Raw genomic sequence first — 26328 nt, forward strand, 5'->3', positions numbered from 1 at the left:
CGAAAATTCCTTGCCCCGCGAGTGTGCTATCGGGCATGATATAGTGACCGGTGCGTCCCCATCCACTCTTTGGGATAGTGCGCGGCCGGGTTGGAGGAACCTGAATGCTTTGCGATCGGATCCGCTCTTCCTCGTCGAGAGGTGTTTGTCTGGTTTTCGCGACTCTCGCGTTCCTGTTGCCGAACCCAGCGCAGGCGCAGAAGTTTGTGAACTTCGAGTCGGGGCAGGTGCGCCCGCTCGCGATCTCGCCCGACGGGACGACGGTCTTCGCGACGAATACGCCCGACAATCGCCTCGAGATCTTCGACGTGTCGGGCGGAACGCTGGTCCACTCGGGGTCGGTCGTGGTCGGCATGGAGCCGGTCGCGGTTGCCGCGCGAAGCAACTCGGAAGTCTGGGTCGTGAATCACCTCTCCGACAGCGTGAGCGTCGTGGACGTGAGCTCGAACCCCCCACGTGTCACGCGTACGCTTCTCGTCGGTGACGAGCCGCGCGACATGGTGTTCGCCGGCGGCGGCGGCAACGTCGCGTTCATCTCCGCGGCTCACCGCGGGCAGAACAATCCGAGCGATCCGCTGCTGACCACCAAGAGCATTGGACGTACCGACGTCTGGATCTTCGATGCAACGAACCTCGGCGCCGGCATGGGTGGCGACGAAGTCGATGTTCTCACGTTCTTCGGGGACACGCCCCGTCCGCTGGCCACCGATGGGGACACCGTCTGGGTCGGCGTTTTCCATTCGGGCAATCGGACGACAGCTCTGAGCGAGGGAACGGTCTGCAACGGCGGCGCGGGTGTGGGCTCGTGCAATGTCGGCGGGACCCTGATGCCGGGTGGCCTCCCTGCGCCCAATCAGCACGCCGGTTTCGTTACGGGTCCGGAGGTTGGACTCATCGTCCGCCAGAACGCCGTCACCGGAGACTGGGAGGATGAGCTCGCTCGCGATTGGAGCGCCGCGATCCGCTTCGATCTCCCCGACTTCGACTTCTTCGGCATCGATGCGACGGTCTTTCCGCCGGTCGCGAGCGGCGTCGAGCATTCCGGCGTCGGTACGATCAACATGAACGCGATCGTCCACCCGACGAGCGGCAAGCTCTACGTCACGAACACGGAGGCGCGAAACGAGGTCCGCTTCGAAGGGCCGGGCGCCTTCTTCGGCAGCACGAGTGTTCGCGGCCATCTCCACGAGGCCCGTATCACGGTGATCGACGGTGCGGCCGTCATGCCTCGGCATCTGAACAAGCACATCAACTATGCCGTGGTGCCGAGCGCTCCGGGCACCAAGGAGAACAGCCTTGCGACCCCGCTCGGCATGGCGATCTCCGCCGACGGGGCCACGCTGTACGTGGCGGCCTTCGGTTCGAGCAAGATCGGCATCTTCGACACGACGGAGCTGGAGAACGATACCTTCGTGCCCAGCAGTTCGAGCCATATCCCGGTGACGGGCGGTGGTCCGACGGGGCTCGTCCTGGACGAGGCAAACGATCGGCTGTACGCGCTGACCCGGTTCGACAACTCGATCTCGGTCATCGACACGATCTCGAACTCGGAGATCGATCACGTGTCGATCTTCAGCCCGGAGCCGGCGTCCGTCGTCGACGGACGACCGCTTCTGTACGACGCGAACGAGACCTCGAGCAACGGTGAGGCGTCCTGCTCGTCGTGTCACATCTTTGCTGACTTCGACAGCCTGTCGTGGGACCTCGGCAACCCGGACGAGGCCGACATCCTGAACAACCCGTTGCCTCTCCGGATCCCGGTCATCAGCGGGTTCAAGGATTTCCATCCGCTGAAGGGGCCGATGACGACGCAGACCCTTCGGGGCATGTCGACGCACGGCTCGATGCATTGGCGCGGCGATCGGACCGCGGGCAACGACCCCGGCGGCAACGTCTTCGATGAGGACGGGGCCTTCAAGAAGTTCAATCCCGCGTTCGTGGGCCTGGTCGGTCGTTCGGCGGAGCTCTCGACGTCGCAGATGCAGGCTTTTGCGGACTTCATTCTTACGGTGGAGTTGCCGCCGAATCCGATTCGCGCCCTCGACAACTCCCTTACGACACAGGAGCAGCAGGGGAGAAATCTGTTCTTCGGCCGCGTGACGGATTCCGTCTTCAACTGTGACGGTTGTCACACGTTGAGCCCGGCGCAGGGCTTCTTCGGCGCGGACGGGTTCTCGACGTTCGACGGCGAAACTCAGTCCTTCAAGGTCGCGCACATGCGCAACATGTATCAGAAGGTCGGAATGTTCGGAATGTCGCCGACGGGTATCGTCAGCGGTTCGTTCCCGCACACCGGCCCCCAGGTCCGCGCCTCCGGCTTCCTGCACGATGGCAGTGTCGATACGGTTTTCCGCTTCCTCTCAAGCCCCCTGTTCTCGATCAACGACATCGAGCAGCGAAGCCTCGAGGCCTTTAGTCTGGCCTTCGATACCGACCACAAACCGATCGTGGGTCAGCAAATCACTCTTGCGGACTCGAGTGCTCTCGCCGTCGACACGCGGATCAGTCTCATGATCGCGCGGGCGGCAGTGGGTGAATGTGACGTGGTGGTGAAGGGCACGATCGCCGGCGAGGGCCGCGGCGCGGTCCGCCTGCCGGGCGGGAACTTCCAGATGGATCGGCAGGGTCAGATCCTCGGCGATGCGACACTTCGCGCCGAGGCGCAGACGGCCGGTCAGGAACTGACGTACACCTGCGTACCGCCGGGTTCCGGTACGCGCGTAGGTGTCGATCGCGATGAAGACGGCTTCTTCGATCGCGACGAGATCGACGCGGGCTCGGACCCGGCCGACTCGGGCAGCACGCCGCCGGCACCTACGCCGACGCCGTCTCCCACGCCTACGCCGACGGCTACGCCGCCTGCGGCGGAAGCCCCGATTCGGGCGACTACGTTCCAGTTGCGGGATGATGCGACGCCGCCGATCACGGCGAACAAACGCCGCTTGTCCTTCAAGTCCACGAAGAAGGGCGCGCTCCCGAGCGGGGTCGAAGCGGCACCGTGGGGAAGCGACGGCGATCCGACAGTCGGTGGTAGTGGCGGGGGTAGTGCCGTGGTCACAGTTTACAAAGTCGGCGGCGCTCTGACGGACGTCATGACGCTGACTCTGCCCGCGTCGAACTGGCAGCGCACCGGGAATCCGGGCACGCCGGGCTACAAGTACCTCGACAAGAACGGGGTCCACGGACCGATCACGACCGTCAAAGTCATCCAGGGTAAGCTTACGGTGAAGGGGAAGGGCAACGGTCTCTACGAGTTGCTCAACGCCCCGCAGGACGAGATGGGGATTCGTCTGCAACTCGGCACCGGCGACATCTGGTGCAGTGCGGCGACGGCGCGCGATCCCGAGTTCAAGTTCGACAATACGGTTCGATTCTTCGGGGAGAAGCAGACGCCGGCTCCGGCCGTCTGTCCGGCGGTGCCCGCTCCGCCGCCGGGAGCCTACGGGTCCGCGTCGTGGGCGTTCGTGACTCGCACGGGAAGTCTCCTGAAATAGGAGCGCATCTCTTCGCGTTCCAACGGAACAAGGGGTCGGACATCGTGTCCGGCCCCCCCGTTTTGCGTTGCGTTGCGGACTTTCAGCCCGTGGGCGCGTACCAGATCGCGGAGGTCCAGGCGCGTTCCTGGGTGGTGAGGGACACGCTTCCGTCGGTGCACCATGCAGGTTTCGCATCGCGCGGTGCGGCCTTGCATGCCCAGCCCGTCTGACGGCAGCTGGGATTCTCGACGACGCGGGCGTAGTAGACCGCTCTCTTCTTCGGGTCGAAGATGGGATCGACCCATACGCGGCAAAGGGAGTCGGCTCCGGTGCCGATCGGGTTGCACGTGGCCGTGTCTACCTTGGCCCCGTTCTTCGGACGACCCGCGACATCGAAGACCCGTTGGTGGACTTTGCCGTCGTCGCCCATCCAGCCCTTGATGATCTGAATGAGTTGCAGCTTGCCGCCCGGATGTTCGTCGGTTCCCGGATCGCGGAGCGCCGAGACGACGAAGCCCGGTGCCTTGGCGGCCTTGGGCGCGGGGGGAAGGTCGGAGCCCATCGGGACGCCGCCCGCGTAGCCTTTCTTCACGAGAGCGGCGTCTTTGCAAAGTTCCTTGGGGTAATCCCAACCGCCGAAGAAACGCACGCTCATGCGAGGTCCGCTCGTGCCGTACGTCTCGCGTCGGCGCATGGCCCGGAACAGCGACTCTCGGGAATTCTCCTCGGCCCAGACGGCCGCGATCCCGCCGGGATTCATCCCCGGTTGTCCGCTCGGCCGGCTCATCCGCAGGTCGAGGCGGGACTCTTCGACCGTGCCGGGCGTGCCGTCGTGGATGTCGGTGGCCGCGATCAGGCCGAACGCGTAGGGGTTCACACCGATCCGGTCAGCCTCGGCGAGGCCTTCGGTCAGCGCGTACCGTACGAAGTCACGTCGGGACACGCAGCCGTCGCCCGCGAGCGCTCCCTTCCCGGTGCCGTCTTCGCAATCGGGTGTGTCCTTCGGACGCATTTTCTCGAAATCGCAGAGCTCGTCCGCGCCGACGACGTTCCACATCCCATTGCGGCACTCGGAGTCGCCCTTCATCTGCATGACTTCGACGAGCGGTTCCATCGAGGCGCGGAGCTTCGCGATCTCGGCTTGTTCTTCCTTCGTCTTGGCGTCGCCGTAGTCGATCGCGAACATGTTGCCGTTGGAGAGGTTGGAGTTGTGGGGGATGGCGAGCACGTCGCAGCCGGTCCCTGCCTCGATGCACTCGGCGCGAAGTCGCTTCCACATCTTGATCGCGTCCGGCTCGTCGGCGTACGAGATGGGGAGATCGAGCACCTTGTCGTTACGGAAGATCACATTGCGGTGGACTTTCGTGAGTTCCGGGGTCGCGGTGTACTCGTACGCGACGAACGTCGTGAACTTGCAGGAAGGGGCTGGGTCGTCGTGGCGCGCTGCCGCGTCCTGGGTCTCTTTCCAGACGGTGGAGGCGCCCTGGGTGCAGCGGGCGCCGTCCTCGCCGCACACGGCTGGGGACGAGAGCGAGCCGCCGATGCGTTCGAATAGGTCACGCACGGTCTGGCGGAGGCTGCCGCGGTTCATGTCGTACGGTTCCCGGTACGCCTTGCACTGCTCGGAGTCGTAGACCTCGGACGTCGGCGTCGTGCACAGGTGAACCGAGCCGAAGTTCGACGCGTGGTCGGTCACCGCCGCAAAATCCAGGGGGCGCTCGAGCTTCACTTCGGGCATTCGGGGATCGAGCTGGATCGCTCCGCCCTTTGCGAACTTGTACGCCTCGTCCGGACGAACCCGGGTGCCGAACATGTTCGCGTCCATGGATACGGCGGTGTGGACGTGCAGGTCCCCCCAGAAGACCTGTCGTTCCGGTTGATTCTCGGAGCATTGCTCCACCGCCGTCGCCGAAGAGGACAGCACAAAGAGGAGCAGAATCGTGAGAAGTCCCTTCCGCCGATTGTTCATGGCCGGACGTTGCTCCGGTTTCTCCGTGCTCGTCAAGCGAGCTTGGGTGGATCCCCGCTACCTCGCCCCGGTCAAGTTTGTGGCGGCTTGCCGGGAGCCGGGCTGAAGCTCAGTGGGGTTCCAGGCGCAGTGTCAGTGGGTGGGGGAAGAAGCGAATGAAGAGGTCGCTCCAGTACTTCTCCGCCATGAGATCTTCGACCTGCTCGGCTTTGTCCGGAGCGGGGATGCCCTCGACCTTGGCGAATTTCTGTCCGGCGATCTTCACCGGCATGTAGGGTTTGGTCGTGCTCTCGTTCACCTGATCGGCCGCGCGGTTTCCGAGTCGGACGTAGACGTCGCCGTCGATCACCACGAGCCAGACCGGGAACGAGTAGAGCTCTTCACCCGGGGCGGTCGTGCCGAGCTCGATGGTCTCGGTGTCGATCCAGTCGGCAGGGGTCCAACCGTCGGCCGCCGCAGCGGAAACACCGGGGCTCATGAGGAGGATCAATCCCAGAGTGGTCGTCATCCATCTCGTCGCTAGGGTGCGCATCTGGTCTCCTTTTGGCGGGGGCGCCGTGGTCCGGCGTCCCCCGTACTGCACCCCGGCCGAAACGCGAAACGGTCGAAGGCAGGCCACTTTCCTTGCGTTGCGGGCACGTGACATAGGCTGAAACCGGGAATTCGATGCGCGGAACATGGCGACGTCGACAGGGGCCGGCCCTCCTGATGGCCCTCACGCTCACGAGCGTGGGCTGTTCGGCCAAACACTGGCCGAGTGTCAGTGAGGGCGAGCGGGATGGCGTCCTCGCCGAGGTGCACGGGGCCACGATTGCGGATTTCGATGCAGGGAAGGCGCACCGCCGCCGGTGGACTAGGCGCCTGACCCAGGATGGATCGGCGGCAGGTCGTCGTGAGCGATCTTGGGTCAGGGTCCTAGTCCGGTTGCGCGTTGAACTCGTTGGCTTCGACGCCCAAGGGGTGCTCGTACGCCTCGAAGCGTCCGAGGCCGCACACGCTCAGCGAACCTCCGAGTACCTGGATGAGGTCGAGGTCGCAGAGCCGGTCGAGTGGCGTCGTGTAGCCGAAGCCGCCCTGAATCCGGAGCCCGTAGCAGCGCTGCGGCAGCGCGTTTCGCCAAATCGCGCCGTCGCGCATGTGAAACAGGATCGTGCTGTCATCGACGATCTCGCTGCGATCGATCCGCGAGATTGACAGGCATCGTTTCGCCGCGGGGTCCGATGCGGATGGGGTGGCCGGCGGCGTGGAGTCGGTCGCCGCGGAGCTGCAACCGAGCACGAACAGGAGCGCGAGGGCGGTCGAGACCCGCATCGCGGCGTCCGCCTCAGCGTCCCTTCGCGGAGTGGGTCGGAGGTGCCGGCGCGAGTTCCGGCGCGAGCGCGGTGATCACCTGCCCGATTTCGGCCATGTCGAGCCGTTCGCGGAGGCCCAGGAGCTCGGTGCGATCGATCAGACTTCCGAGGCTGATGAACAGCCATGTCCGGGCACGTAGGTCGAGTCCGGCGGGGATGAGTTCCGCCTTCTCGGCTTGCTGGTAGAGGCCAAGTACGAAGTCGAAGGTCTCAAGAAAGTGCGCACGAAGCTTCTCGTTCACTTCGGGATCTTCGGTTTCGATCTCTGCCCGAGCCCGGAGCATGAGGGTCGACGTGTCCCGCTGCAGGTCCTCGAAGTACCAGATGCCGAGGCCGATGAGCGCGTCTACCGGCGTGGCGCTCTCCCGCGCCATCTCGTGCCAGCGAGAGAGGATCTCACCGGAGCCGAGCTCGATCGCTTCGAGATAGAGCTCCCGCTTGCTGTCGAAATACCGGTAGAGCGTAGGCTCGCTGATCCCGATTTCGCGCGCGATGTCCGCGGTGCCGGTCTCGCGGTAGCCCTTCTGCGCGAATGCCTTCATCGCCGTCCGAAGGATTTCGGCGCGTCGTTCGGCCGCGGGCCTACGCGCGGCGCGGGCGCGCGGGACGGAGGAAGCTCGTCCCATAGTGCGTTGGGACTACACTCCGGATGGCAGGTCGATCAAGCGTTTCGTTTCTGGGCCTGGTCGAGCGAATTGCGCACGGCGTCGAGCCGGGCATCGGCCAGTTCGCGGATATCGGGGTGGGTCCAGATGTACTCGAGGTCGTCGATCACGCCCTGCCGAACGATCTGGCCGACCTGTTCCGGTGCCATGCCTTCGTCGATGATGGATTGAACGGCGGGATTGTCGGCCTCTTCGGGTCCTCCGAACTCGGGCAGCCGATTCCGGGCGCTCATCACGATCTTCGTGTTGGTGTTCCCCGCGCAGAGGGCGGAGCAGCTGAGGCCGTAGTCGGCGCCTTCCATGCGAAGCGTTTCCGAGATCCCGACGACGGCGTACTTGCTCGCGACGTACGGTGCGAGGCCGGGGTGCGGCCACATCCCGGCGGTGGAAGCCGTGTTCACGACGTGCTTCTCGCCGTCCTGCTTCTTCATGCGGTGCACGAACGATTGGATCCCGTTCACAACGCCGTGAAGGTTCACGGCGAGGACCCAACTCCAGTCGGCGGGTGTGAGGTCATGCATGGAGCCGAACGCCACGACGCCGGCGTTGTTGCACAGGAGGTGGACCGCGCCCAATTCGGTGTAGACGGCGTCGGCGAGAGCTTCCACCGAATCTGCCTGGGTCACGTCGGTCTTCACGGCGAGCCCCCGGACGCCCAGCTTCTCGACTTCTGCTTTGACGGACGCGGCCGCGTCGACTTCGATGTCGGCGAGCACGACGTTCATGCCGGCTTCAGCGAAGGCGAGGGCCATGCCGCGACCGATTCCGGAACCGCCGCCGGTGATGACTGCGTTCTTGCCTTTGAGGTCTTTCATCCGATCACCAATGGGTTGCCTTCGGTCCACGTCGTCGCGAGTTCGCGTCGACTGATGCGCCACCCGTCGCTCGTGCGAACGAGGTCGTCGCGGTACACCCCCGCGAGAATGAAGTGGGGTCCACCCGGTGCGGATTTCCGGATGTGCTGCGCCATCAGATAGCAGCAGCTCTTTGCCACGTCGCCGTCGACCGTGATCTCGAAGTTCGAGATGAAGTGCTGTGATCCGTCGAGCGGTTCGAGGGCGTTGCGACAGATCTTCTCGATCTTGTCGTATCCCTTGTGGTCGCCGAGCGTTCCGTAGTCGGCGACGGCGTCAGGGAGGAAGCACGTGGCCAAGCGCTCCCAGTTTTTGGCATCGAGGGACGTCCCATACCGGACGAGGAGGTCCTGGATGGCGAGTCGGTCGCGCAGGTTCTCGTCGCTCATGATGTGCTCTACGCTTTGATGACGAGCTTGCCGCGGTTTCCACCGCGGAACATTTGGCAGAACGCGTCGCCAGTCTTGTCGACGCCGTCGATCATCTGCTCGACGTTCTTGATCTTGCCCTCTTTGAGCCAGGCCCCGAGCTGTCCGATGCCCTCGGGATAGCGCTCGACCTGGTCGGTGACCATGAAACCCTGCAGCAGGGCGCGGGCGGTGATGACCTTGAACATGTTCCGAGGCCCGGGGGGCGGCTCGACCTGATCGTACGCGGAGAGCGCGCCGGAGAGGACGACGCGAGCTCCCTGCGCGAGCCGCGCGAGGGTTTGGTCGAGCGTGTCGCCGGCCACGTTGTCGAAGTACACGTCGACACCGTCCGGGCAGTGCTTGTCGAGTCCGGCTGCGATGCCGCCCGGTGCTTGGTAGTTGATCGCGGCGTCGATCCCGAGCTCTTCGACGAGCCACTTACATTTCTCGTCGCTGCTCGTCGTACCGACGACCCGGCAACCCAGGATCTTTGCCATCTGGCATGCGACGTTGCCGACAGCGCCTGCGGCCGTGCTGATCAGAACGGTTTCACCGGGCTGTGGCCTGCCGATGTCGGTCAGCCCGAAATAGGCGGTGAGCCCCGTCGCGCCCAGCAGGCCCATGTAGGCGGAGAGCGGCACCTGCGGGTCGGCCTCGAGCTTGGTGATGTAGTCGGTGCCGTCTGCGAGGGAATAGCTCTCCCAGGCGGTGCGGCCCATGACGAGTTCGCCCGTGGTATACTCGGGATTCTTCGACTCGATCACCTTTCCGAGGATCAAGCCGGTCACCGGAGCGCCGATTTCCATGGCCGGCATGTACTCGTCGCCCGAGCCTTCGTTCATCCACTGCCGGAACCCGGCGTCGAGCGAAATATACAGATTCTGAATCAGGAATTGCCCTTCCCCTGCTTGGGGAATCGGCGCTTCTCGGCACTCGAAATCGGTTTCTGTGGGGTTGCCTACGGGCCGCGCGCGCAGGTGGATTCTCAGGTTTTTCTCACTCATCTCGGATCCTGGGGTGGGCGGCGACGAGGTCGCGGGTACCGGGCGGCACTACGATGAAGGGACCTCGACTGTCAATCGGCTTTCCCACCGTTGACAACGATTCGGTGGGGATTCCATAGTCGGCTGGTGCGTCCTACTGACCCCTCCCGGGGTGCTCCCGCCGAGAGCGAAGTCCCGACCAGCGATCCGTCTACCGCGGAGCAGGCACTGCAATCCAAGCAGTTGCTCGGCGCGGTGATGGAGGCGTCGTACGATGGGATTTGCCTGATCTCGCCCGAGGGGACTTTCCTGGAAATGAACGGTGCCTTCGAGCGGATTACGGGTGTGAACCGAACGAAGTGGATCGGCCGCACGATCGACGACATGCGCAGCGCGCCGGGCATGACGCGGAATTCCGCTGCACTTCAGGTGCTCAACGGCTCGTATCCGGCGACGACGCTGGTGAACATCTCGGGGGGCGAGCTGATGCTCGTGACCGCGAGCCCGCACTTCGGCGAGCGCGGGACGCTGCAGAGCATCATTCTGAACGTCCGGAACATCACGCAACTGAACTACCTGAAGCGCCAACTCGAAGACGATCTCGGCGAAGAAGCTCTGGCCGAGGGGCCCTCGGTCGTTCAGGAGCGGCTCACGCGAGCCGGCTTCGAAGACTTCGTCGTGAAGAGCCCCATCATGGAGGGCATCGTCTCGACGGTCCTCCAGATTGCGGATTTCGACCTCACCGTCCTGGTCGAGGGCGAGACTGGGGTCGGAAAGGGCATTCTCGCGAGCCTGATCCATCGCCTGAGTCGTCGCGCGGACAAGCCGTTCATCGAGGTGAACTGCGGGGCCATCCCGGAGTCCCTCGTCGAATCCGAGCTGTTCGGGTACGAGCCGGGCGCGTTCACCGGGTCGGTGCGCGGCGGCAAGACGGGCTACTTCGAGGCGGCCGAGGGCGGGACGATCTTTCTGGACGAGATCGGCGAATTGCCCAAGGAATCCCAGGCGAAGTTGCTCAAGATCCTGGACGACCGGATGCTCACGCGGGTCGGGGGGACCGGCCAGCGGCGCTTGGACGTCCGCGTGATCGCGGCCACGAATCGCCGCCTTCGCGACCTGGTTCGCCACGGCCAATTCCGCGCCGACCTCCTGTATCGCCTCGAGACGATTCCACTGGTGGTACCGCCCTTGCGGGACCGTAAAGAAGACCTGAAGGCGCTGATCCACAGCTTGCTGGAGCGCTACAATCAGGAGTTCAGCACCGACAAGGTCATCGCCTCGGAGGCCGTCCGCCGTCTGATGGAAGATCCGCTCCCGGGCAACGCCCGCGAGCTGAAGAACCTCCTGGTCCGCCTCGTTTTGACCTGCCAGGGCAGCGAGATCGGTCTTCGGCACGTCCGCGAGGTCCTGGACCGGTCTGGGAGCGAGACGCACGGGACCGAGACCCCGTCGCCGGAGGTCCCGGCCGACGCTCCGCCGACGTCGATGAAAGCCCGGATCGAGGAGTTCGAGCGGTCGATCCTGGTGGAGTCCTCCCGGCAGTGCCGATCGACTTACGAGGTCGCCGCGCGCCTCGGGATCAACCAGTCGTCGGTCGTTCGCAAGATGAAGAAGTACGGCATCCCGCCGCCCGCCTCTCATTGACGACCTGCGTCGTAAAGACGCCTCCCCGGCACGCCTGCATCGGGCTTCGATGCCGCGATGCATTGTCGATGCAATTGCGCATCGGGCGATCCGCACGTGCCCCCGAGTTCTCGGTGTTTCGAGGCTCGCCGCGCTGGCCGGTGGGTTGCTTTGTTCGTCGGTTCCAGCCGCTCACGCGCGCCCTGCGCACGGAGCCGCAGCGATCGACTCGCAGCATCGAGCCAGACCGGGGGAACGAGATCATGGCGCAAGACGGGAAGGACGATCGCACCGCTGAGGCCGAGAAGGCCGGCACTCCGCCGTTCGTGTACGCCCCGATGGGCCCCGAGCAGCTGGCGAACCCGTATCCGACGATCGCGCAGGCGCACGCCGAGAAGCCGGTCTTCTTCAGTGAGGCCTTCAGCCTCTGGATCGTCACCCGGTACGAGGACATCTGGACGATCCTGCGGGACACGGAGCGCTTCACCTCCTCGGCTTCGGTGACGGTTGGGACCGAGACCCCCGACGAAGTGAAGGCAGTCCTCGCCGAGGGCTGGGGCGAGGTAGACACTCTGGTCACGAACGACCCGCCGGTCCACACCCGTTTTCGCAGCTTGGTGAACAAGGCCTTTACGCCGCGGCGCGTCGCGGGTCGCGAGGAGCACATCCGCGAGCTGGCGAACAGTCTGGTTGATGCTTTCATCGACGCGGGTCGCGTGGACATCGCGACGGAGTTCGCTGTGCCCCTGCCGCTGACGGTGATCGCGGAGATCCTCGGTGTGCCGACCGCGGACGTGGCCAAGTTCAAGCAATGGAGCGACGACATCACGGCGCGCCTCATGCCGCTTCCGCTCGAACGGGACATCGAGTGCGCTCGGAGCCTGGTCGCGTTCCAGCACTACATGAACGCGATGCTCGACGAGCGTGCGAAGAATCCGCACGACGACATGCTGAGCGACCTGCTCACTGCGCGCGCGGACGGGATGGAACCGCTTTCGCGCGGTGAGATCCTGAGCATGCTCCAGCAGATCCTCGTTGCCGGGAATGAGACCACGACGAGTCTCATTAGCAACATGGTCGGGATCTACCTCGAGCGGCCCGACGAGTGGCGGGCGCTGGCGGAGGACCCGAGCCTCGTGCCGGACGCGGTCGAAGAGGTTCTGCGCATGGAGTCCCCGGTGCAGGGGCTCTTTCGGAGCACGAAGGAAGAGCTCGAACTCGGAGGAGTCGTGCTGCCCAAGGGCGCGCATCTCCAGCTCCTGTACGGCGGCGGCAATCGCGACGCGAGCGAGTTCCCGAACCCCGACGAGTTCCAGCCGGGACGCAAGAACGGCGCGTCGCACCTCGCGTTCAGCGGCGGTGTGCACTTCTGTCTCGGCGCGGCGCTCGCGCGGCTCGAAGGGCGGATCGCGCTCGAGACCCTGTCGCAGCGTCTGCCCGGCATTCGCCTCGACCCGGACGGCCCGACCGCGCTGCGCCCGCATTTCTTTCTGCGCGGCTATGAGCACCTCTCGATCGCCTGGGGGGCGGGCCACTGAGGGCTCGTCCGTCAACCCGGGGCGCCTTGCACGGCGTCCGCATCGTCGAGTGTGGCGAAGGTGTTTCGGCTCCGTTCTGCACGCGCGTGCTCGCCGATCTGGGCGCCGAAGTCTGGAAGGTCGAACCGGCCGAAGGGGATGTCGCACGTACCTGGGGACCGTTCCCCGAGGGCACGATCGACGGCGAAGCCAGTGCGATGTTCGGCTATCTCAACGCTGGCAAGAAGAGCGTGCGTCTCACGGGCGAGCCCAACGCCGACAACGCGATCGTCTCGAGCCTGACGTCGCACGCCGACGTCTTTGTGACGAACCTGCTGTCGCCCGCGCAGAATCGCTTGGGTGTCGATATCGATGCCGTCGGTCGCGAGCGCGCGGATCTGATTTCGATTCAGTTGTCGCCCTACGGCGCTTCGGGCCCCTGGGCCGGCATGCCCGGACAGGGAATCAACGTGTGTGCAGCTTCGGGGATTAGCGTGATCCTCGGTGAGCCTGGGCGGACGCCTCTGTCGTTTCCGGCGGAGCTCCCCGGCCTGCAGGCGGGACTCCACGGTGCCGGGGCCGTGCTCGCGGCACTCCTTTCGCGTCTCAAGAGCGGGAACGGCCACTGGATCGACGTCTCCGAAGCCGACGTCCTCGCCTACTACGCTGGAGGCATGTCGCTCTTCATCCTCGGCAGCGGCGGCGATTGGATGCGGCGCGGCTTCGAACGTCACGGGGGCATCTATCCCTCGGGCTTCTATCCCTGCGGCGACGGATTCATCTTTCTCGCTACACAGACGCGCGCGCAGTGGTCGGGCTTCCTCGAGTTAATGGGCGATCCGGAGTGGGCGAAGGCCGATCCGGTGTTTCAGGACGGAGTCGCGATCGGCTTTGAACGTGCGGAGGAAGTAGACCTGCACTTCATCCCTTGGCTGCTCGAACACACGAGAGCGGAACTCGCGGTCATGGCACGCGAGGCCAATCTCGTTCTCGGACCCATCAACGAACCGCCGGACGTACTTGCGAGCAGCCATCTCGAAGAACGTGAGTTCTGGACGACGGCGCGGATGGGCGGCGCGGATTTGCGGATCCCCGGAATGGGGTATCGCCTCTCTGAGACGCCGTACTCGCTCGGGCCGATCCCGCGCCTCGGGGAGCACGGGGAGATCGCGCCGGTCGACGCTTCGAGCAGCGAGGATGTCCCGGCCGTGCCCGGTCCGCGGCGGACGCGTCCGCTCGCGGGCTACCGCGCGGTCGAGTTCGGCTTCAACTGGGCGGGTCCGATGGTCGGCCAGATCCTTGCCGACATGGGCATGGAGGTCATCAAGGTCGAGACCGCCGGCCGCCTCGACTTCATGCGGCATTGGAAGCACGCGCGTCGGTTCTTCCACAACGCGAACCGCAGCAAGTTGTCGGTGTCGGTCGACGTGAAGAAGCCGGAGGGCCGCGAGTTGGTACTCTCGCTCGTCCGGGAGTCTGATCTAGTCTTCGACAACTTCGCAGCGGGCGTGATGGAGCGTCTGCGGCTCGGGTACGACGATCTGCGCGGAGTGAAGCAGGACATCATCGGTCTCTCGATGGCGATGGCCGGACAGACCGGTCCCCTGCGCCACCTGCGCGGGTTCGCGACAATCGCGACCGGATTCGCCGGGATCGAGAACGCGATCGGGTACGCCGAGACCGGGCCCACCGGCTTGCCGGTCATCGGCCTCGGGGATGCGAACGCGGCAATTCAAGGGGTCGTGTCTGCGCTCGCAGCACTTCATCATCGCGAACGCACGGGCCAGGGGCAGGCCATTGATCTCTCGCAGATCGAAGCGGCGACGACGCTGTCGGGAGCGCTGCTCGCGCGACATCAGTTCGACCCGTCGGCATCCACGCGGCCGCAGGGGAATCAGCACGACCGGATGGTGCCGCACGGCATCTACCCGACATCGGGCGACGATCGCTGGATCTCTCTGGCGGTGGACTCCGACGAGGAGTGGGTCGCGTTGGTCGGTGCTCTCGAAGCCCCCTCCTGGGCGATGGACGCCACACTGGCTACAGCCGAAGGTCGTCGCACAAGGCGTTCGGAGATCGACGAGCAGTTGGCCGCGTGGACCGCGGGCCACGAGCGGGACGCCTTGGTCGAGCGACTCGCGGTGGTCGGACTCGCTGTCGCGCCGGTTCTCGGCATCGAAGAACTGACGACCTGGCCGCAGTTCGCGGCGCGCGGACTCGTCGAGGAGTTGCCGAGCTTCGAAGGCGAGCGGGAGACCGTCTACCGGACGCCCTGGCACCTCAGCGAAACGCCGGACGCCCTGACGGGACCTTCTCCCCGCGTCGGTGAGCACAACGAATACGTCTTCAAGGAGGTCCTCGGTCTCGGTTCCGATCGAGTCGAGGAGCTCGTCGCCCAAGAGGTGATCCATTGACCGCGTTCCCGCAGTTCTCGCCTGAATATCGCGAACGGTTCGTCTCGCAGGAGCTGTGGCTCGACCGAACCCTGCACGACTATTTCGCCGAAGCCGTCGAGAAGGCGCCGGATCAGGTGGCGCTCATCGAAGGCGATCGTCGCGTCACGTTCTCACAGTGGGATGCGATGGCCGAGCGCGCCGCCGCGGGTCTCACGAGGCTCGGCCTCGGCAAGGGCGACATCGTGACCGTCCAGTTGCCGAACTGGATTGAGATGTGTGTCTCACAGATCGCCTTGTCGCGCATCGGTGCTGTCATTCAGCCGATGCACACGGTCTATCGCGAGCGCGAGATGGCATCGATGCTCGAGTTCTGTAACTCCCGCGCGATCCTGCTGCCGCAAGAGTACGCCGGTTTTGCCCACGCGGATGCGGCCGTGGCGCTGCAGCCGGAGCTGCCCCAGTTGGACCATGTCGTCGTCGTGCGCGGCGAGGCGTCGGGGGCGTTATCGTGGGACGAGCTTCTCGCGAGCACGGACGGTCTGGCCGCCCACGAGAAGGCTCATCCGGTCCACGCGGACGACGTCTTCTATCTGAACTTCACGTCCGGCACCGAAGGTGCGCCGAAAGGCTTCCTGCATACGCACAACACGATGCTGTCGGTTTTGAAGCGCTTCGCCGACATGCAGACCGAAGCCGACCCGTCTTCAAAGAACGACGTACTGCTGGCGAATAGTCCGATGACGCACTCGTTCGGCCATCTGAGCACCTACCAGCTGCTCCTGCGGCAGGTGCGGATGGTTCTGGTCGAGAGGTTCTCACCGTCCCAGACGTTGCGTTTGATCGCGGACGAGCGGGTCTCGTCGATCTCCGGCACGCCTGCTCATCTCATTAGCATTCTGCATCACGCGGACTTCGAGAAGACGGACACCAGCTGCATCAACAGCGTCGGCGTCGGCGGTTCGCAATGCCCGCCGCAACTGATGGCGGACATCGAGAAGCACTTCGGCGTGCGCGTGGGGAACATGTACGGGATGGGCGAGAACATCCTGCACACCCGAACGATGCCGACCGACTCGCACGAGATCATCCGCGAGACCGTCGGGATGCCGGTGCCCGGCGCCGAGTTGAAGATCTTCGCCGCGGATCACGCTCGCGAGCAGCCTCAGGGCGAGGTCGGCGAGATCGCCTTCCGAGGCCCCACGCTATTCCTCGGCTACTACCGAAATCCGGAGCGGACGGCGGAGACCCGGAACGACGACGGGTGGTTCTTCACTGGCGACCTCGGGTTCGTCGACGAGCGCGGCTACCTCCACATGGCGGGCCGCAAGAAGGAACAGATCAATCGGGGCGGAACAAAGATCTTCCCCAAGGAAATCGAGGACCTCCTGCACTCGCATCCGAGTGTTCAGAAGGCCGCCGTCGTCGGCATGCCGGACTATCGGCTCGGCGAGCGCGTCTGCGCCTATCTCGAACTCGAGAGGGACTCGGCCGTAACGCTGGACGAGCTCCGGGAGTTCCTCACGTCGAAGCAAGTCATGAAGCACAAGATCCCCGAGCGGCTGGAGATCGTCAGCGAGCTGCCGCAAACCCCGACTGGGAAGATCCAGAAGGGTCCTCTGGTCGAGGACATCAAAGCGAAGCTCGAGGCCGAAGCCGGCTCGGCGGAAGGAGGATGAGTTTGTCGTTCGGAAAAATCACCGACGAGGGCGTCGAGAAGCTACGTTCCCGCATCGGCGTGGAGCGCAAGGGCTCGACAATGCATCGCCGTGGACCGCTCAAGCTCAGTGGCGAGACCATAAACCGGTTCGCGCTGGGTTGTGGCGATGACAATCCGGTGTACATCGATCGCGAGTACGCCGAGTCGACTCGGCACGGCGCGCGGATCGCGCCGGCAAGCATCAGCGGTTACATGGAGCGCTCGAATGGCGCTTCGGATGGTTTCCCGGGCTGCCACACGATCTGGCGCGACGCGAAATACGAGTGGAACCGCTCGATGCGTGAGGGCGACGTCCTCGACTCGAGTAGCTACCTGCGCAAGGTCGAGATCATCCCGAGCAAGTTCGGCGGTGGGCGCGCGGCGGTCATGGACTACGAGACCGAGATCGTGGACGCGGAGGGCGAGCCTCTCGGACGGTACGATACCTCGTGGCACCGGTTTGAGCGTTCGAGCGCGAAGAAGGCGAGCACGCTCAAGAAGCGCGAACTCCCGATGTACACGCCCGACGACATCGAGCGCATCAAGGGCGACTATCGCAAGGAGAAACGTCGCGGCGCCGACACGCTCCACTGGGAAGAGGTCCAACTCGAGGAGGAGATCCCCTTTGTCGTGAAGGGACCCACGACCCAGATCAGCAAGTTCGCCTTCGAGAGCTGGCAGGGCGCGAGCGGTTGGTTCGTCGGACACAAGTTCGCGTTCGACATGTTCGACAAGCATCCGGGTCTACCGTTCATCAACGAGCAGGGGATCCCGGAGGCGCCGGTCGCGATTCACTGGTCGAACGAGCGCTCCCAAAAGATCCTCGGTCTCCCGGGCGCCTACGAAGCCGGCTACGAGCGCACCAGCTGGATCGTCCACATGCTCCAGAACTGGATGGGCGACGACGGACACCTCTACACGCTCACGCAGAAGTACCCGACGTTCAATTTGCTCGGGGACACGAGCTGGTGCCATGGCACGGTGAGGGAGAAGTTCCTCCTCGACGAGCCCGTGGACGGCAAGCGCCACGCCGTACGGTGCGACATCTGGTCGATCAATCAGCGCGGGGACATCACGACGACCGGTCAGGCCGTCGTTCTGCTCCCGGGCGCCGACGGAAACCCCTGAGGAGGCCCAGCCATGCGACCCGAAGTTCTCGATCAGCTCTTCTCTCTTCGCGGCAAGGTGGCGATTGTCACCGGCGCCGGTTCGGGAATCGGGTGTGGCATTGCGATGCGTTTGGCGGAACTCGGCGCGGACGTCGCGGTTGCAGACCTGGACCTGGCGCAGGCCGAGCGCGTGACGGGACTCGTGAAAGACGCGGGTGCAAAGGGGCTTGCAATCCAGGGTGACGTCTCGGTCGAGGCCGACGTGGCCACGATGGTGGATGGGACCGTGGCGGAGCTCGGCGCAGTGGACATCCTGGTGAACAACGCTGGGATATATCCGACGAACCCGATCGCGGAGATGCCGGTCGAGGAGTGGGACCGGGTCTTCGCCGTGAACGTCCGCGGCGCGATGCTTTGCACGCGCGAGGCGACGCGCGCGATGCGGAAAGCCGGCAAGGGTGGGTCGATCGTGAACATTTCTTCGATCGAGTCCATGCACCCGACGTTCGTCGGCCTTGGCCACTACGCGGCGTCAAAGGGCGCCGTCAACATGATGACCAAGTCCGCCGCGCTCGAGTTCGCGCCGGACAATATCACCGTGAACGCAGTCTGCCCCGGCGGCATCGAGACCGAGGGGACGCAGGAAGCATTCGGTGACGGCTTGAAGGAGCAGCTCGAGGAGCGCATTCCCCTCCACCGCGTCGGGCGACCGGAGGAGATCGGCGGCGTGGTCGCATTCCTGGCCAGCGCAGCCGGCTCGTACATTACCGGCGCCACGCTGGTCGTGGACGGCGGCTACCTCATCACCTGAGACGGAGGAGCAGCGACATGAGTGAAGACAAGGACAAGGCGTACTGGATCGAAGAGCAGCAGCTCGCGATGATCGACCCCGACCTCGTGGACAAGTGGGGCGACCCGAACAAGCATCCGGAGACGCAGCTTTCGAAGGACGAGCAGCAGGAGCTCCTCGTTGCGGGGCGCGAGATGTTCGTCACGCATCTCACGAAAGTCGGCTTTCCGATGGTCACGGTGCACGTCTACTGCCTGATCGACGGTGAGGTCTGGAGCACGAGTGTGAACGGGCGCGTGAAGGCAAGCGCGTTCCGCCGCGACGCTCGCACCGGCCTGTGCATTTCGTCGAACGGACTTGGCCTGCCGTTCGGTGGCGGCATGACCATCAAGGCCAAGGCCGAAGTCATCGAGGACCGCGCGATCGTAGAGAAGGTCTGCATCGAGCACGGCAAGCGGTACTACTCGAGCCCGAAGGCGCAGGGGCTCTTCACGGGATCGCTCTTCACCCCCAACCGAATCGCTCTCAAGTTCGACATTGAGAAGATCGTGAGTTGGAAGAACATCGGGATGAAGTCGGAGTAGTTCTTTGACCGCTGTCGACCACCTGTTCCGTCCCATCCAGATCGGTCCCATGCGGGTGCCGAACCGGATCGTAGAGACGACCTACTCGATCAATTCGGGTCGGGCGGACGGACTCCCGGATGCGCCTTTCATCGAGCATCACGTTCGGAGGGCGCGTGGGGGGGCGGGGTGGATCGGGAACGAGACGTGGCTTCTGCCAACGCCGCTGCCCCCGGGCCGGGCGGATGAGATTCTGCCAGGCACCGGGGCGGTAGCGTTCGCAGTGTACGAGCACCCGGAATTCGTGTCTCGTGTGCGCGCGTTCACGGATGCAGTGCATGAACACGGGGCCGTGGCTGTGATGCAGCTGACGCATCTGCAGTCGCTGATGTGTCCGTCGCCGGCGTCCATGACGCTCAACATGGACACGATCCCGCACGCGCTCGAAGAGGATGAGATCGAGTGGATCCTCGAGACGTACGCGATCGCGGCGGAGCGGTTTCGTGACGCTGGGGCCGATGCGGTCGAGATTCACTGTGCGCACGAGGCGCTGCCGCAGTGGTTCCTCTCGCCCACCACGAATCAGCGCACGGACCGGTGGGGCGGGTCGGAAGAGAACCGGATTCGCTTCGTCGTCGAGGCGGTTCGGGGCGTGCGTGCCCGCGTCGGTTCGGACCTTGCCGTGGGACTTCGGATCTGTGCCGACGAGTATCGCGACGACGGATACGATCTCGAAGACATGAAGAGAATGGCGGCTGCGATCTGCGCCGCCTGCGAGATCGACTACCTGAGCGTCGACGTCGGCTCGACGTACGGCCGACCGAGCTACATCTCTCCGGTGCACGTTCCGGTCGCAGGCTTTGCGTCGCATGCGGCGGCGATTCGCGAGGCGGTTGCGGTTCCGGTGCTCTACGCCGGTCGGGTGAACGATCCGGAGGTGGCGGCCGACCTCCTCGTGCGAGACCAGGTCGACCTCGTCGGGATGACGCGAGCGCTCATCGCGGATCCCGAGATGCCGCGTAAGGTCCGCGAAGGGCGTACCGCCGAGGTACGGAAGTGCATCGGCTGTAATACCTGTATCGGCAAGGTCGTCCACGCGGAGGTGAAGACCCCGTTGTGCTCCGTGAATCCCATGGTCGGTCACGAGCTCGAATGGAACGACGAACCCGCGGCGACTCTGAAGCGGGTCTGGGTGATCGGCGGCGGCCCCGCCGGCCTCGAGGCCGCCCGCGTTGCGGCGACGCGAGGCCACCGCGTGACGTTGGTCGAAGCGGCCGAAGAACTTGGCGGGATGATGCGCCTCGCGGCGTCGACCCCCGGGCGCGCCGCCTTTCTGGACTTCCCCGATTTCCTCGCGGGGGCGCTTCGTCGGCTCGACGTCGACGTCCGCTGCGCAAGGCGCGTGTCCTGCGAGGATGTGCTCGCAGACCGACCCGACGTCGTCATCGTCGCGACCGGCGCCACGCCGCGCCGCGCGAGCTTCTCCGGTCCGAACGTGGTCGACTTCGCAGAGGTGCTCTCGGGCGACGTGCCGGTAGGTGACCATGTCGTGATCGCATCAGAGGACGATCACATGATCACCCCCGGCGTGGCCGACCATCTCGCTTCCCACAACAAGCGCGTGGAGATCGTGCAGAAGTGGCTGATGCCCGGTTCGCAGATCGACCGCTACACGCAGGGCGAGATCTTCCATCGCCTCTACGCCGGCGGGGTCGTCATCCATCCCTCGACGCGTGCCCACTCCTTCGAAGGCGGGCGCGTCGGGACGCGGAACGCGCACACCGGGGTCGAGGGAACGATCGACGACGTCGACACTCTCGTTCTGAGCCTTGGCGCACAGAGCGAGGACTCGCTTTATCGCGAGCTCAAAGGCAAGGTCCCCGAGCTCTATCTAGTCGGTTCGGCGTTCGCGCCGCGACAGATTGCCGACGCAACGCAGCACGGTGCCAGTGTGGCGCGCCTGATTTGAACGATACGATGGATCTCAACGACTCCACAGAAGACGCAGTGTTCCGCGCGGAGCTCCGTGCCTGGTTCGAGCAGAACCTCGCCGAAGTGGGACGACTTCCGTCCGATCCGGCGGCGGCGGTCGATCACTCGCGCGCGTGGCAGCGGCGTTTGTGCGAGGCGGGATACGTTGGACTCGCCTGGCCGAAGGACTGCGGCGGCCGTGAGGCATCGCCAACGCAGCAGGTGATCTTCGCCGAGGAGGGGGCGCGCGCCGGTGCGCCGGCCCTTATCAATACGATCGCGATCAACATCCTCGGCCCCGCTCTGATCCAACACGGTAGTGAGGAACAGAAGCAGCACTATCTGCCCCGGATCCTGCGCGCGGAGGACATCTGGTGTCAGGGATTCTCGGAACCGGGTGCCGGCTCCGATCTGGCCTCGCTCCGCACGCGCGCGGTCGTCGATGGCGACGCGCTCGTCGTGAACGGCCAGAAAGTCTGGACGAGTCTCGGTCCGATCGCCGACTGGTGCTTCCTGTTGGTGCGCACCGGCGAGGAGCCGATCGGTCAGGGCGGGATCACCTACGTGCTGATGGACATGCGCAGCGAAGGCGTGCGCATTCAGCCCATCCGGCAGATCACGGGGAAGAGTCACTTCAGCGAGATTTTCCTGGAAGACGTCCGCATCCCGCGCGCGAACATCGTGGGTGAGATGGACGCGGGTTGGGCGGTGGCCCGGTCGACACTCTCGGCGGAACGCAGCGGCCTGTCCGGCGTCGTAGAGCTAGAGCGGTCGCTCGGTCGACTGCGGGACCTCGCCGAACAGCGCGACCGACTCGACGATCCGGTCGTCCGCCAACAGTTGGCCAAGCTTTACATTCAGAAGCAGGCGCTCAAGTACACGGGCTACCGGGTTCTCACGAAGCAGCTCCGAGGAGCGGCGCTCGGCCCGGAGTCCTCGATCGGCAAGCTCGCCGCGTCGGAGTTCCGACGCGGCATCATGGACACCGCTCTGGATCTACAGGGTCCGTACGCGACGATCGGCCGCGGTAATCCGCAAGCGCTCGACCGCGGGCGTTGGCAGGGTCTGTACCTCGACGCACGCGCCTACACGATCGGCGGCGGCACTTCGGAGATCATGCGGAACATCATTGCGGAACGGGCCTTGGGCCTTCCCAAGTCGGTTCCAGCAGGAGGCACTCGATGACGACGGCTTTAGAACGACGGTTTTCCCTCGCGGGGAAGGTTGCGATGGTTTCCGGCGCAGGCCAAGGAATTGGACGTGGGATCGCTCTATGTCTGGCGGAGGCGGGCGCGGCGGTAGCCGTGCAGGACTTGTCCGCGGAATCCGCGAACACGGTCGCAGAAGAGATCAAGGCGCTTGGTGGCCGGGCCGCTTCGGTCGGCGGTGACATGAGCAAGGTCGAGTCGATCGACGCGTGGCTTGAGGTCGCGCAGAAGGAACTCGGGGTTCCCGAGATCCTGGTGAACAACGCGGGCATCTACCCGTTCGCGAGCTTCCTCGAACTGCAGCTCGAAGAGTGGGACAGAGTCCTCGCGTTGAACCTGCGCTCGGCGTTCGTCGCGACTCAGAAGGTCGGACAGGCGATGGCCGACGGCGGTAAAGGCGGCCGGATCGTGAACATCGCATCGATTCAGGGCCTGCGGCCTTCGGGCCCCGGCGTCGCCGCTTACAACATGAGCAAGGCGGGCGTGATCATGCTGACGAAGTCCGCGGCGCTGGAGCTGGCGGAGTACGGCGTCGGCGTGAATGCGATTGCCCCGGGTATTGTCGCGACTCCAGGAACGAAAGAGATCATCGACACCAACCAACTCGGCGACCCGAAGGACCTCGTGCCTCTCGGCGGCCGTTGGGCGAGCACGGACGACGTCGCGAACGCCGTCCTCTACCTCTCGAGCCCGGCCGGCTCGTACATCACCGGCGAGACCATCGTGGTCGATGGCGGCTACCTGCTGAAGTGAACGGTACTTGGAGAATTTAAGCGAATGGTGAACCCAGAAGACGAATACCGACACGCCTGTCCCCAGGAGATCCAGCATCTGCTCTGGGGCGACACCCTCTGGGTCAGCGTCGTCGACCGCGAAGCCAACATTTTCGGCATCAATCACTTCCACCTGACGAACAAGGGATACGCTCGTTACGAAGCGCTCTACATCATCGACGGTGTGATGCAGCTCTGGGGGAACAAGGTTCCCCTCGGCGTCGAAGTCGATCAGGGCCCGTGGACCGACGGTCGCCTCTCCTACGAGGTCATCAAGCCGCACGAAGAGATCCGGATCCAGTTCGATGGTCCGTGCTTCGGTTTCGACCAGACGTTCCGCGGCCGCTTCCCGATCTTCGACTACCACGACAGTGTGAACGGGAACCCGCTCGGCCGCTTCCACAATTACGGTGGACACTTCGAGCAGGCGATGCACTGCACCGGCGATTTCGAGATTCGCGGCGGCCCTTGTAAAGGCGAGACCCGGAAACTCGACAGCTGGTCGCACCGCGATCATTCCTGGTCGACACGCTTCGCAGACCAGCTGCCCTGGGAGCCCGAGCACGGCGACTACCCGTCGCACTTCTGGCCTTCCATCCAGCTGGAGGACAAGCACATCAACGCCTTCGGCATCATGCAACTCGGCGGCATGGGCCTGCCCGAGGGCGAGAAGCCGGTGGGGGGGTTCTGCTCGACGAAGGATGGTTCGCGTCCGATCCTCGGCGCGACCGCGGAGATCCTCACCGAAGAGAATCGTCGGGATGCGGCAGCCTTCCGCTACGAGATCACGATGCCGGACGGCGAGGTCATTCACGTCCGGACCGGCCGCAAGCACGGCCAGGTGAAGCTCTGGGATCGCGGCGAGAACGACCTCGAGAACCGTTTTGATTGTTACGAGCCGTTCTTCGACTTCGAAGTCGAAGAGACCGGCGAGCGCGGCTACGGCGTGGCCGAGTACTCGATCCAGCCGGTTAGTCCGCGCTGGATGGCCTGACGCGGAGACAAGGAGAGCATCATGGCAGAGCAGGAAGCCTGGGAAGATCTCAACTTCTTTCGGATGGAAGATGCCGACGCGTGGAAAGTCATCGAGGAGGCGCCGGGCAGCGTGGTCACGTTCGCTCGGAAGGACGGTCACACGATTGGGGTGTGGGTCTCCCACGCCGTGATCGACGACGTCCTCTACGTCACGACGACCGCGAACCGCCCGAAGACGCGTGCGTGGGAACGGGATCCGCGCATGTCGGCCTGCTTCGCCGTGCCGGGGCTTGGTTCCGTGACGGTCGTCGGCCGCGTCGAACTCGGAGAGCAGCCGGAGCTCCGTCGTAAGTTCCTCGAGGCTCTGTGCGATCGGCTCGAGATCGCAGCAGACGCGCGCGAGTCGTGGATCAGCAAGATGGACACCGACGGCCGTGTGATCGGGAAGGTCGAAGTCGAGAAGCTGATCACGTTCGACGAGCGCAAGCTGGAGTTCTGACGCGAAGGCGGTGAGACAATGAGCGATATGAGACAGGCACTGGCCCGCTTCATCGCGGAGAAGACCGACGGGCCCGCGGAAGTCCACGAGCTCTCGCGGATCTCCGGCGGGTTCTCGTACGAGACGTGGAGTGCGCGCGCGAAGTGGCGCGGCGGTGAGGGGCATCTGGTCGTTCGGCGGGAGCCGCGGGGCGGCGTGCTCGAGCCGTACGATGCGTCGAAAGAGTTCCGCATTCTGCGGGCGCTGGAGGCGACTCGTGTGCCCGTGCCGAAGGCCCTATGGCTCGAGGACACCGGCGAGGTGCTCGGGACGCGGTTCTACATCATGGAGTTCGTCGAGGGGGAGATCCCGCTCCCGTGGGACGAGTCCATTCCGAATGATGTCCGGCAGGAGATGCATCGCCAGTTCACCGACATGCTGGCGGCGATGCACACCCTCGACTGGAAGGCCCTCGGCCTCGACTTTCTCGGCGTGCCGACGGACGCGATGGATCCGGGAGCCCTCGAACTCGAGCGCTGTCGCGAGATCCTCGATCGCGTCGAGCTCCGACCCTACCCGCTTCTTCGCGAGATCCTGGCCTGGCTCGACGAGCGGCGTCCGAAGTCCCCGATGCTCTCGCTGATTCACAACGATTTTCGGATGGGAAACTTCGTGTGGCGCGACGGCAAGATCGTCACGCTTCTCGATTGGGAGCGCGCGTTCATCGGCGACCCCATGGTGGATGTCGCCTTCTCCCGACTCGAGAACCTGGCCGGCTGGTGCAGCATCACGGATGGGATGGCGAAGCGGTACACCGAGAAGTCCGGCATCGCGATCGATGAGGAGCGGGTGTCCTTCTACGAGACCCTCGAGCAGCTGAAGGCGACGCTGGTCGGGCTCACGGGTTTGCGCGCCTTCGCCGATGGCCGGACGTCCGACCTCAGGCTGGTTCAGATCGGCGCGTTCGGAGAGCAAGCCGTTCCGTCCTTGGCCAAGGCGATTGGAGTGGGGTCATGACGGCGCGCACGCTTCCGACGCAGACGTTGATCGAAGGAATGGCGCGATGTGTGCGCGAGACGATCCTTCCGGCTTTGGAGGATCCGAGCGCGCAGACGCAGGCTGAAGTGCTTGCGGCGCTGTTGGATGGTCTACCGGCAGCGATCTCGGCCGAGACGAACGATGCTGTTCGGGCCGATAGTGACGCGGCTCGGACTCTCCTTACGGAGCTGGGTGGTTCGGCTCCACGTCCGCCGGCGCCCCAGGCTGTGCTCGGGGAGCTTCTGGCCGAGAATCACGCGCTTCATGGCGCGCTGCTCGGGCTCGCCACGCGGGCCCGGGCTGACGGCGACGGGGAGCGGCTGCGGTCACTCCAGCAGTACTTCCTGGCGAGTGCTCGTACCGAGCACGCGCCTACCGAGCAGGCGACGGACTTCGCATCGCTCAGCTCTCAAGAGGACTCGGCGCGTCGCGGCGATTGAGCCGAGAGCGTAGAGAGACGCAACGGAGAAGATGATGGCAAC

General features: G+C 64.8%; 22 protein-coding genes. 15 read left to right on the forward strand and 7 right to left on the reverse strand.

Annotated features, from left to right (window positions below):
* The first annotated feature begins 104 nt into the window (after positions 1-104).
* A complete protein-coding gene (locus P8R42_02425; protein MDG2303503.1) occupies positions 105-3494 on the forward strand; it encodes a hypothetical protein in 3390 nt (1129 codons plus the stop codon).
* Between the two features lie 82 nt (positions 3495-3576).
* On the opposite strand, the gene P8R42_02430 is transcribed toward P8R42_02425, so the two are convergent.
* The 7 genes from P8R42_02430 to P8R42_02460 form a co-directional block, all read right to left on the reverse strand.
* Positions 3577-5445 (reverse strand): DUF3604 domain-containing protein, encoded by a 1869-nt coding sequence (locus tag P8R42_02430; protein ID MDG2303504.1) that lies wholly within the window; start codon positions 5443-5445, stop codon positions 3577-3579.
* Between the two features lie 109 nt (positions 5446-5554).
* Positions 5555-5977, reverse strand: a complete 423-nt coding sequence (locus tag P8R42_02435) for a hypothetical protein (GenBank protein ID MDG2303505.1) — start codon at positions 5975-5977, stop codon at positions 5555-5557.
* 383 nt (positions 5978-6360) lie between these two features.
* Positions 6361-6756: a hypothetical protein gene (locus P8R42_02440; protein ID MDG2303506.1), complete on the reverse strand. Its 396-nt coding sequence runs from the start codon at positions 6754-6756 to the stop codon at positions 6361-6363.
* A 13-nt stretch (positions 6757-6769) separates the two neighbouring features.
* Positions 6770-7423 (reverse strand): helix-turn-helix domain containing protein, encoded by a 654-nt coding sequence (locus P8R42_02445; GenBank protein MDG2303507.1) that lies wholly within the window; start codon positions 7421-7423, stop codon positions 6770-6772.
* Between the two features lie 35 nt (positions 7424-7458).
* Complete coding sequence (locus P8R42_02450; GenBank protein MDG2303508.1) at positions 7459-8277, reverse strand: SDR family NAD(P)-dependent oxidoreductase; 819 nt, start codon at positions 8275-8277, stop codon at positions 7459-7461.
* Positions 8274-8705 carry a nuclear transport factor 2 family protein gene (locus P8R42_02455; GenBank protein ID MDG2303509.1) on the reverse strand — a complete coding sequence of 144 codons (432 nt, stop codon included), beginning with the start codon at positions 8703-8705 and terminating at the stop codon, positions 8274-8276. The genes P8R42_02450 and P8R42_02455 overlap by 4 nt, the downstream gene beginning before the upstream one ends.
* Positions 8706-8713: 8 nt before the next feature.
* Positions 8714-9730, reverse strand: a complete 1017-nt coding sequence (locus P8R42_02460; protein MDG2303510.1) for an NADP-dependent oxidoreductase — start codon at positions 9728-9730, stop codon at positions 8714-8716.
* Between the two features lie 126 nt (positions 9731-9856).
* Here P8R42_02460 and P8R42_02465 point away from each other — a divergent pair, with 126 nt between their 5' ends.
* From P8R42_02465 to P8R42_02530, 14 genes are all read left to right on the forward strand, one after another.
* Positions 9857-11353 (forward strand): sigma 54-interacting transcriptional regulator, encoded by a 1497-nt coding sequence (locus tag P8R42_02465; GenBank protein ID MDG2303511.1) that lies wholly within the window; start codon positions 9857-9859, stop codon positions 11351-11353.
* A 68-nt stretch (positions 11354-11421) separates the two neighbouring features.
* The gene (locus tag P8R42_02470) at positions 11422-12870 is read left to right on the forward strand and encodes a cytochrome P450 (protein MDG2303512.1); all 1449 of its coding nucleotides are present in this window, start codon (positions 11422-11424) and stop codon (positions 12868-12870) included.
* Between the two features lie 26 nt (positions 12871-12896).
* A complete protein-coding gene (locus P8R42_02475; GenBank protein MDG2303513.1) occupies positions 12897-15263 on the forward strand; it encodes a CoA transferase in 2367 nt (788 codons plus the stop codon).
* Positions 15260-16921, forward strand: a complete 1662-nt coding sequence (locus tag P8R42_02480; protein MDG2303514.1) for an AMP-binding protein — start codon at positions 15260-15262, stop codon at positions 16919-16921. The genes P8R42_02475 and P8R42_02480 overlap by 4 nt, the downstream gene beginning before the upstream one ends.
* Before the next feature lie 2 nt (positions 16922-16923).
* Complete coding sequence (locus P8R42_02485; GenBank protein ID MDG2303515.1) at positions 16924-18069, forward strand: MaoC family dehydratase N-terminal domain-containing protein; 1146 nt, start codon at positions 16924-16926, stop codon at positions 18067-18069.
* Positions 18070-18081: 12 nt separating this feature from the next.
* The gene (locus P8R42_02490; protein ID MDG2303516.1) at positions 18082-18861 is read left to right on the forward strand and encodes an SDR family NAD(P)-dependent oxidoreductase; all 780 of its coding nucleotides are present in this window, start codon (positions 18082-18084) and stop codon (positions 18859-18861) included.
* A gap of 17 nt (positions 18862-18878) precedes the next feature.
* Positions 18879-19424 (forward strand): hypothetical protein, encoded by a 546-nt coding sequence (locus tag P8R42_02495; protein ID MDG2303517.1) that lies wholly within the window; start codon positions 18879-18881, stop codon positions 19422-19424.
* Between the two features lie 4 nt (positions 19425-19428).
* Entirely contained in the window at positions 19429-21372 is a 1944-nt protein-coding gene (locus P8R42_02500) for an FAD-dependent oxidoreductase (GenBank protein ID MDG2303518.1), read from the forward strand.
* An 8-nt stretch (positions 21373-21380) separates the two neighbouring features.
* Positions 21381-22559: an acyl-CoA dehydrogenase family protein gene (locus tag P8R42_02505; GenBank protein ID MDG2303519.1), complete on the forward strand. Its 1179-nt coding sequence runs from the start codon at positions 21381-21383 to the stop codon at positions 22557-22559.
* Entirely contained in the window at positions 22556-23335 is a 780-nt protein-coding gene (locus tag P8R42_02510) for a glucose 1-dehydrogenase (protein ID MDG2303520.1), read from the forward strand. The genes P8R42_02505 and P8R42_02510 overlap by 4 nt, the downstream gene beginning before the upstream one ends.
* 24 nt (positions 23336-23359) lie before the next feature.
* Positions 23360-24349, forward strand: a complete 990-nt coding sequence (locus P8R42_02515) for a hypothetical protein (GenBank protein ID MDG2303521.1) — start codon at positions 23360-23362, stop codon at positions 24347-24349.
* Between the two features lie 21 nt (positions 24350-24370).
* Positions 24371-24829, forward strand: a complete 459-nt coding sequence (locus P8R42_02520; GenBank protein ID MDG2303522.1) for a hypothetical protein — start codon at positions 24371-24373, stop codon at positions 24827-24829.
* Positions 24830-24847: 18 nt separating this feature from the next.
* On the forward strand, positions 24848-25825 hold the full coding sequence (locus P8R42_02525; GenBank protein ID MDG2303523.1) for a phosphotransferase family protein: 978 nt from the start codon (positions 24848-24850) through the stop codon (positions 25823-25825).
* Positions 25822-26286 (forward strand): hypothetical protein, encoded by a 465-nt coding sequence (locus P8R42_02530; protein MDG2303524.1) that lies wholly within the window; start codon positions 25822-25824, stop codon positions 26284-26286. The genes P8R42_02525 and P8R42_02530 overlap by 4 nt, the downstream gene beginning before the upstream one ends.
* The last annotated feature ends 42 nt before the right edge of the window (positions 26287-26328 follow it).

Source organism: Candidatus Binatia bacterium (genome assembly GCA_029243485.1).
In the GTDB taxonomy this organism is placed as follows: domain Bacteria; phylum Desulfobacterota; class Binatia; order UBA12015; family UBA12015; genus VGTG01.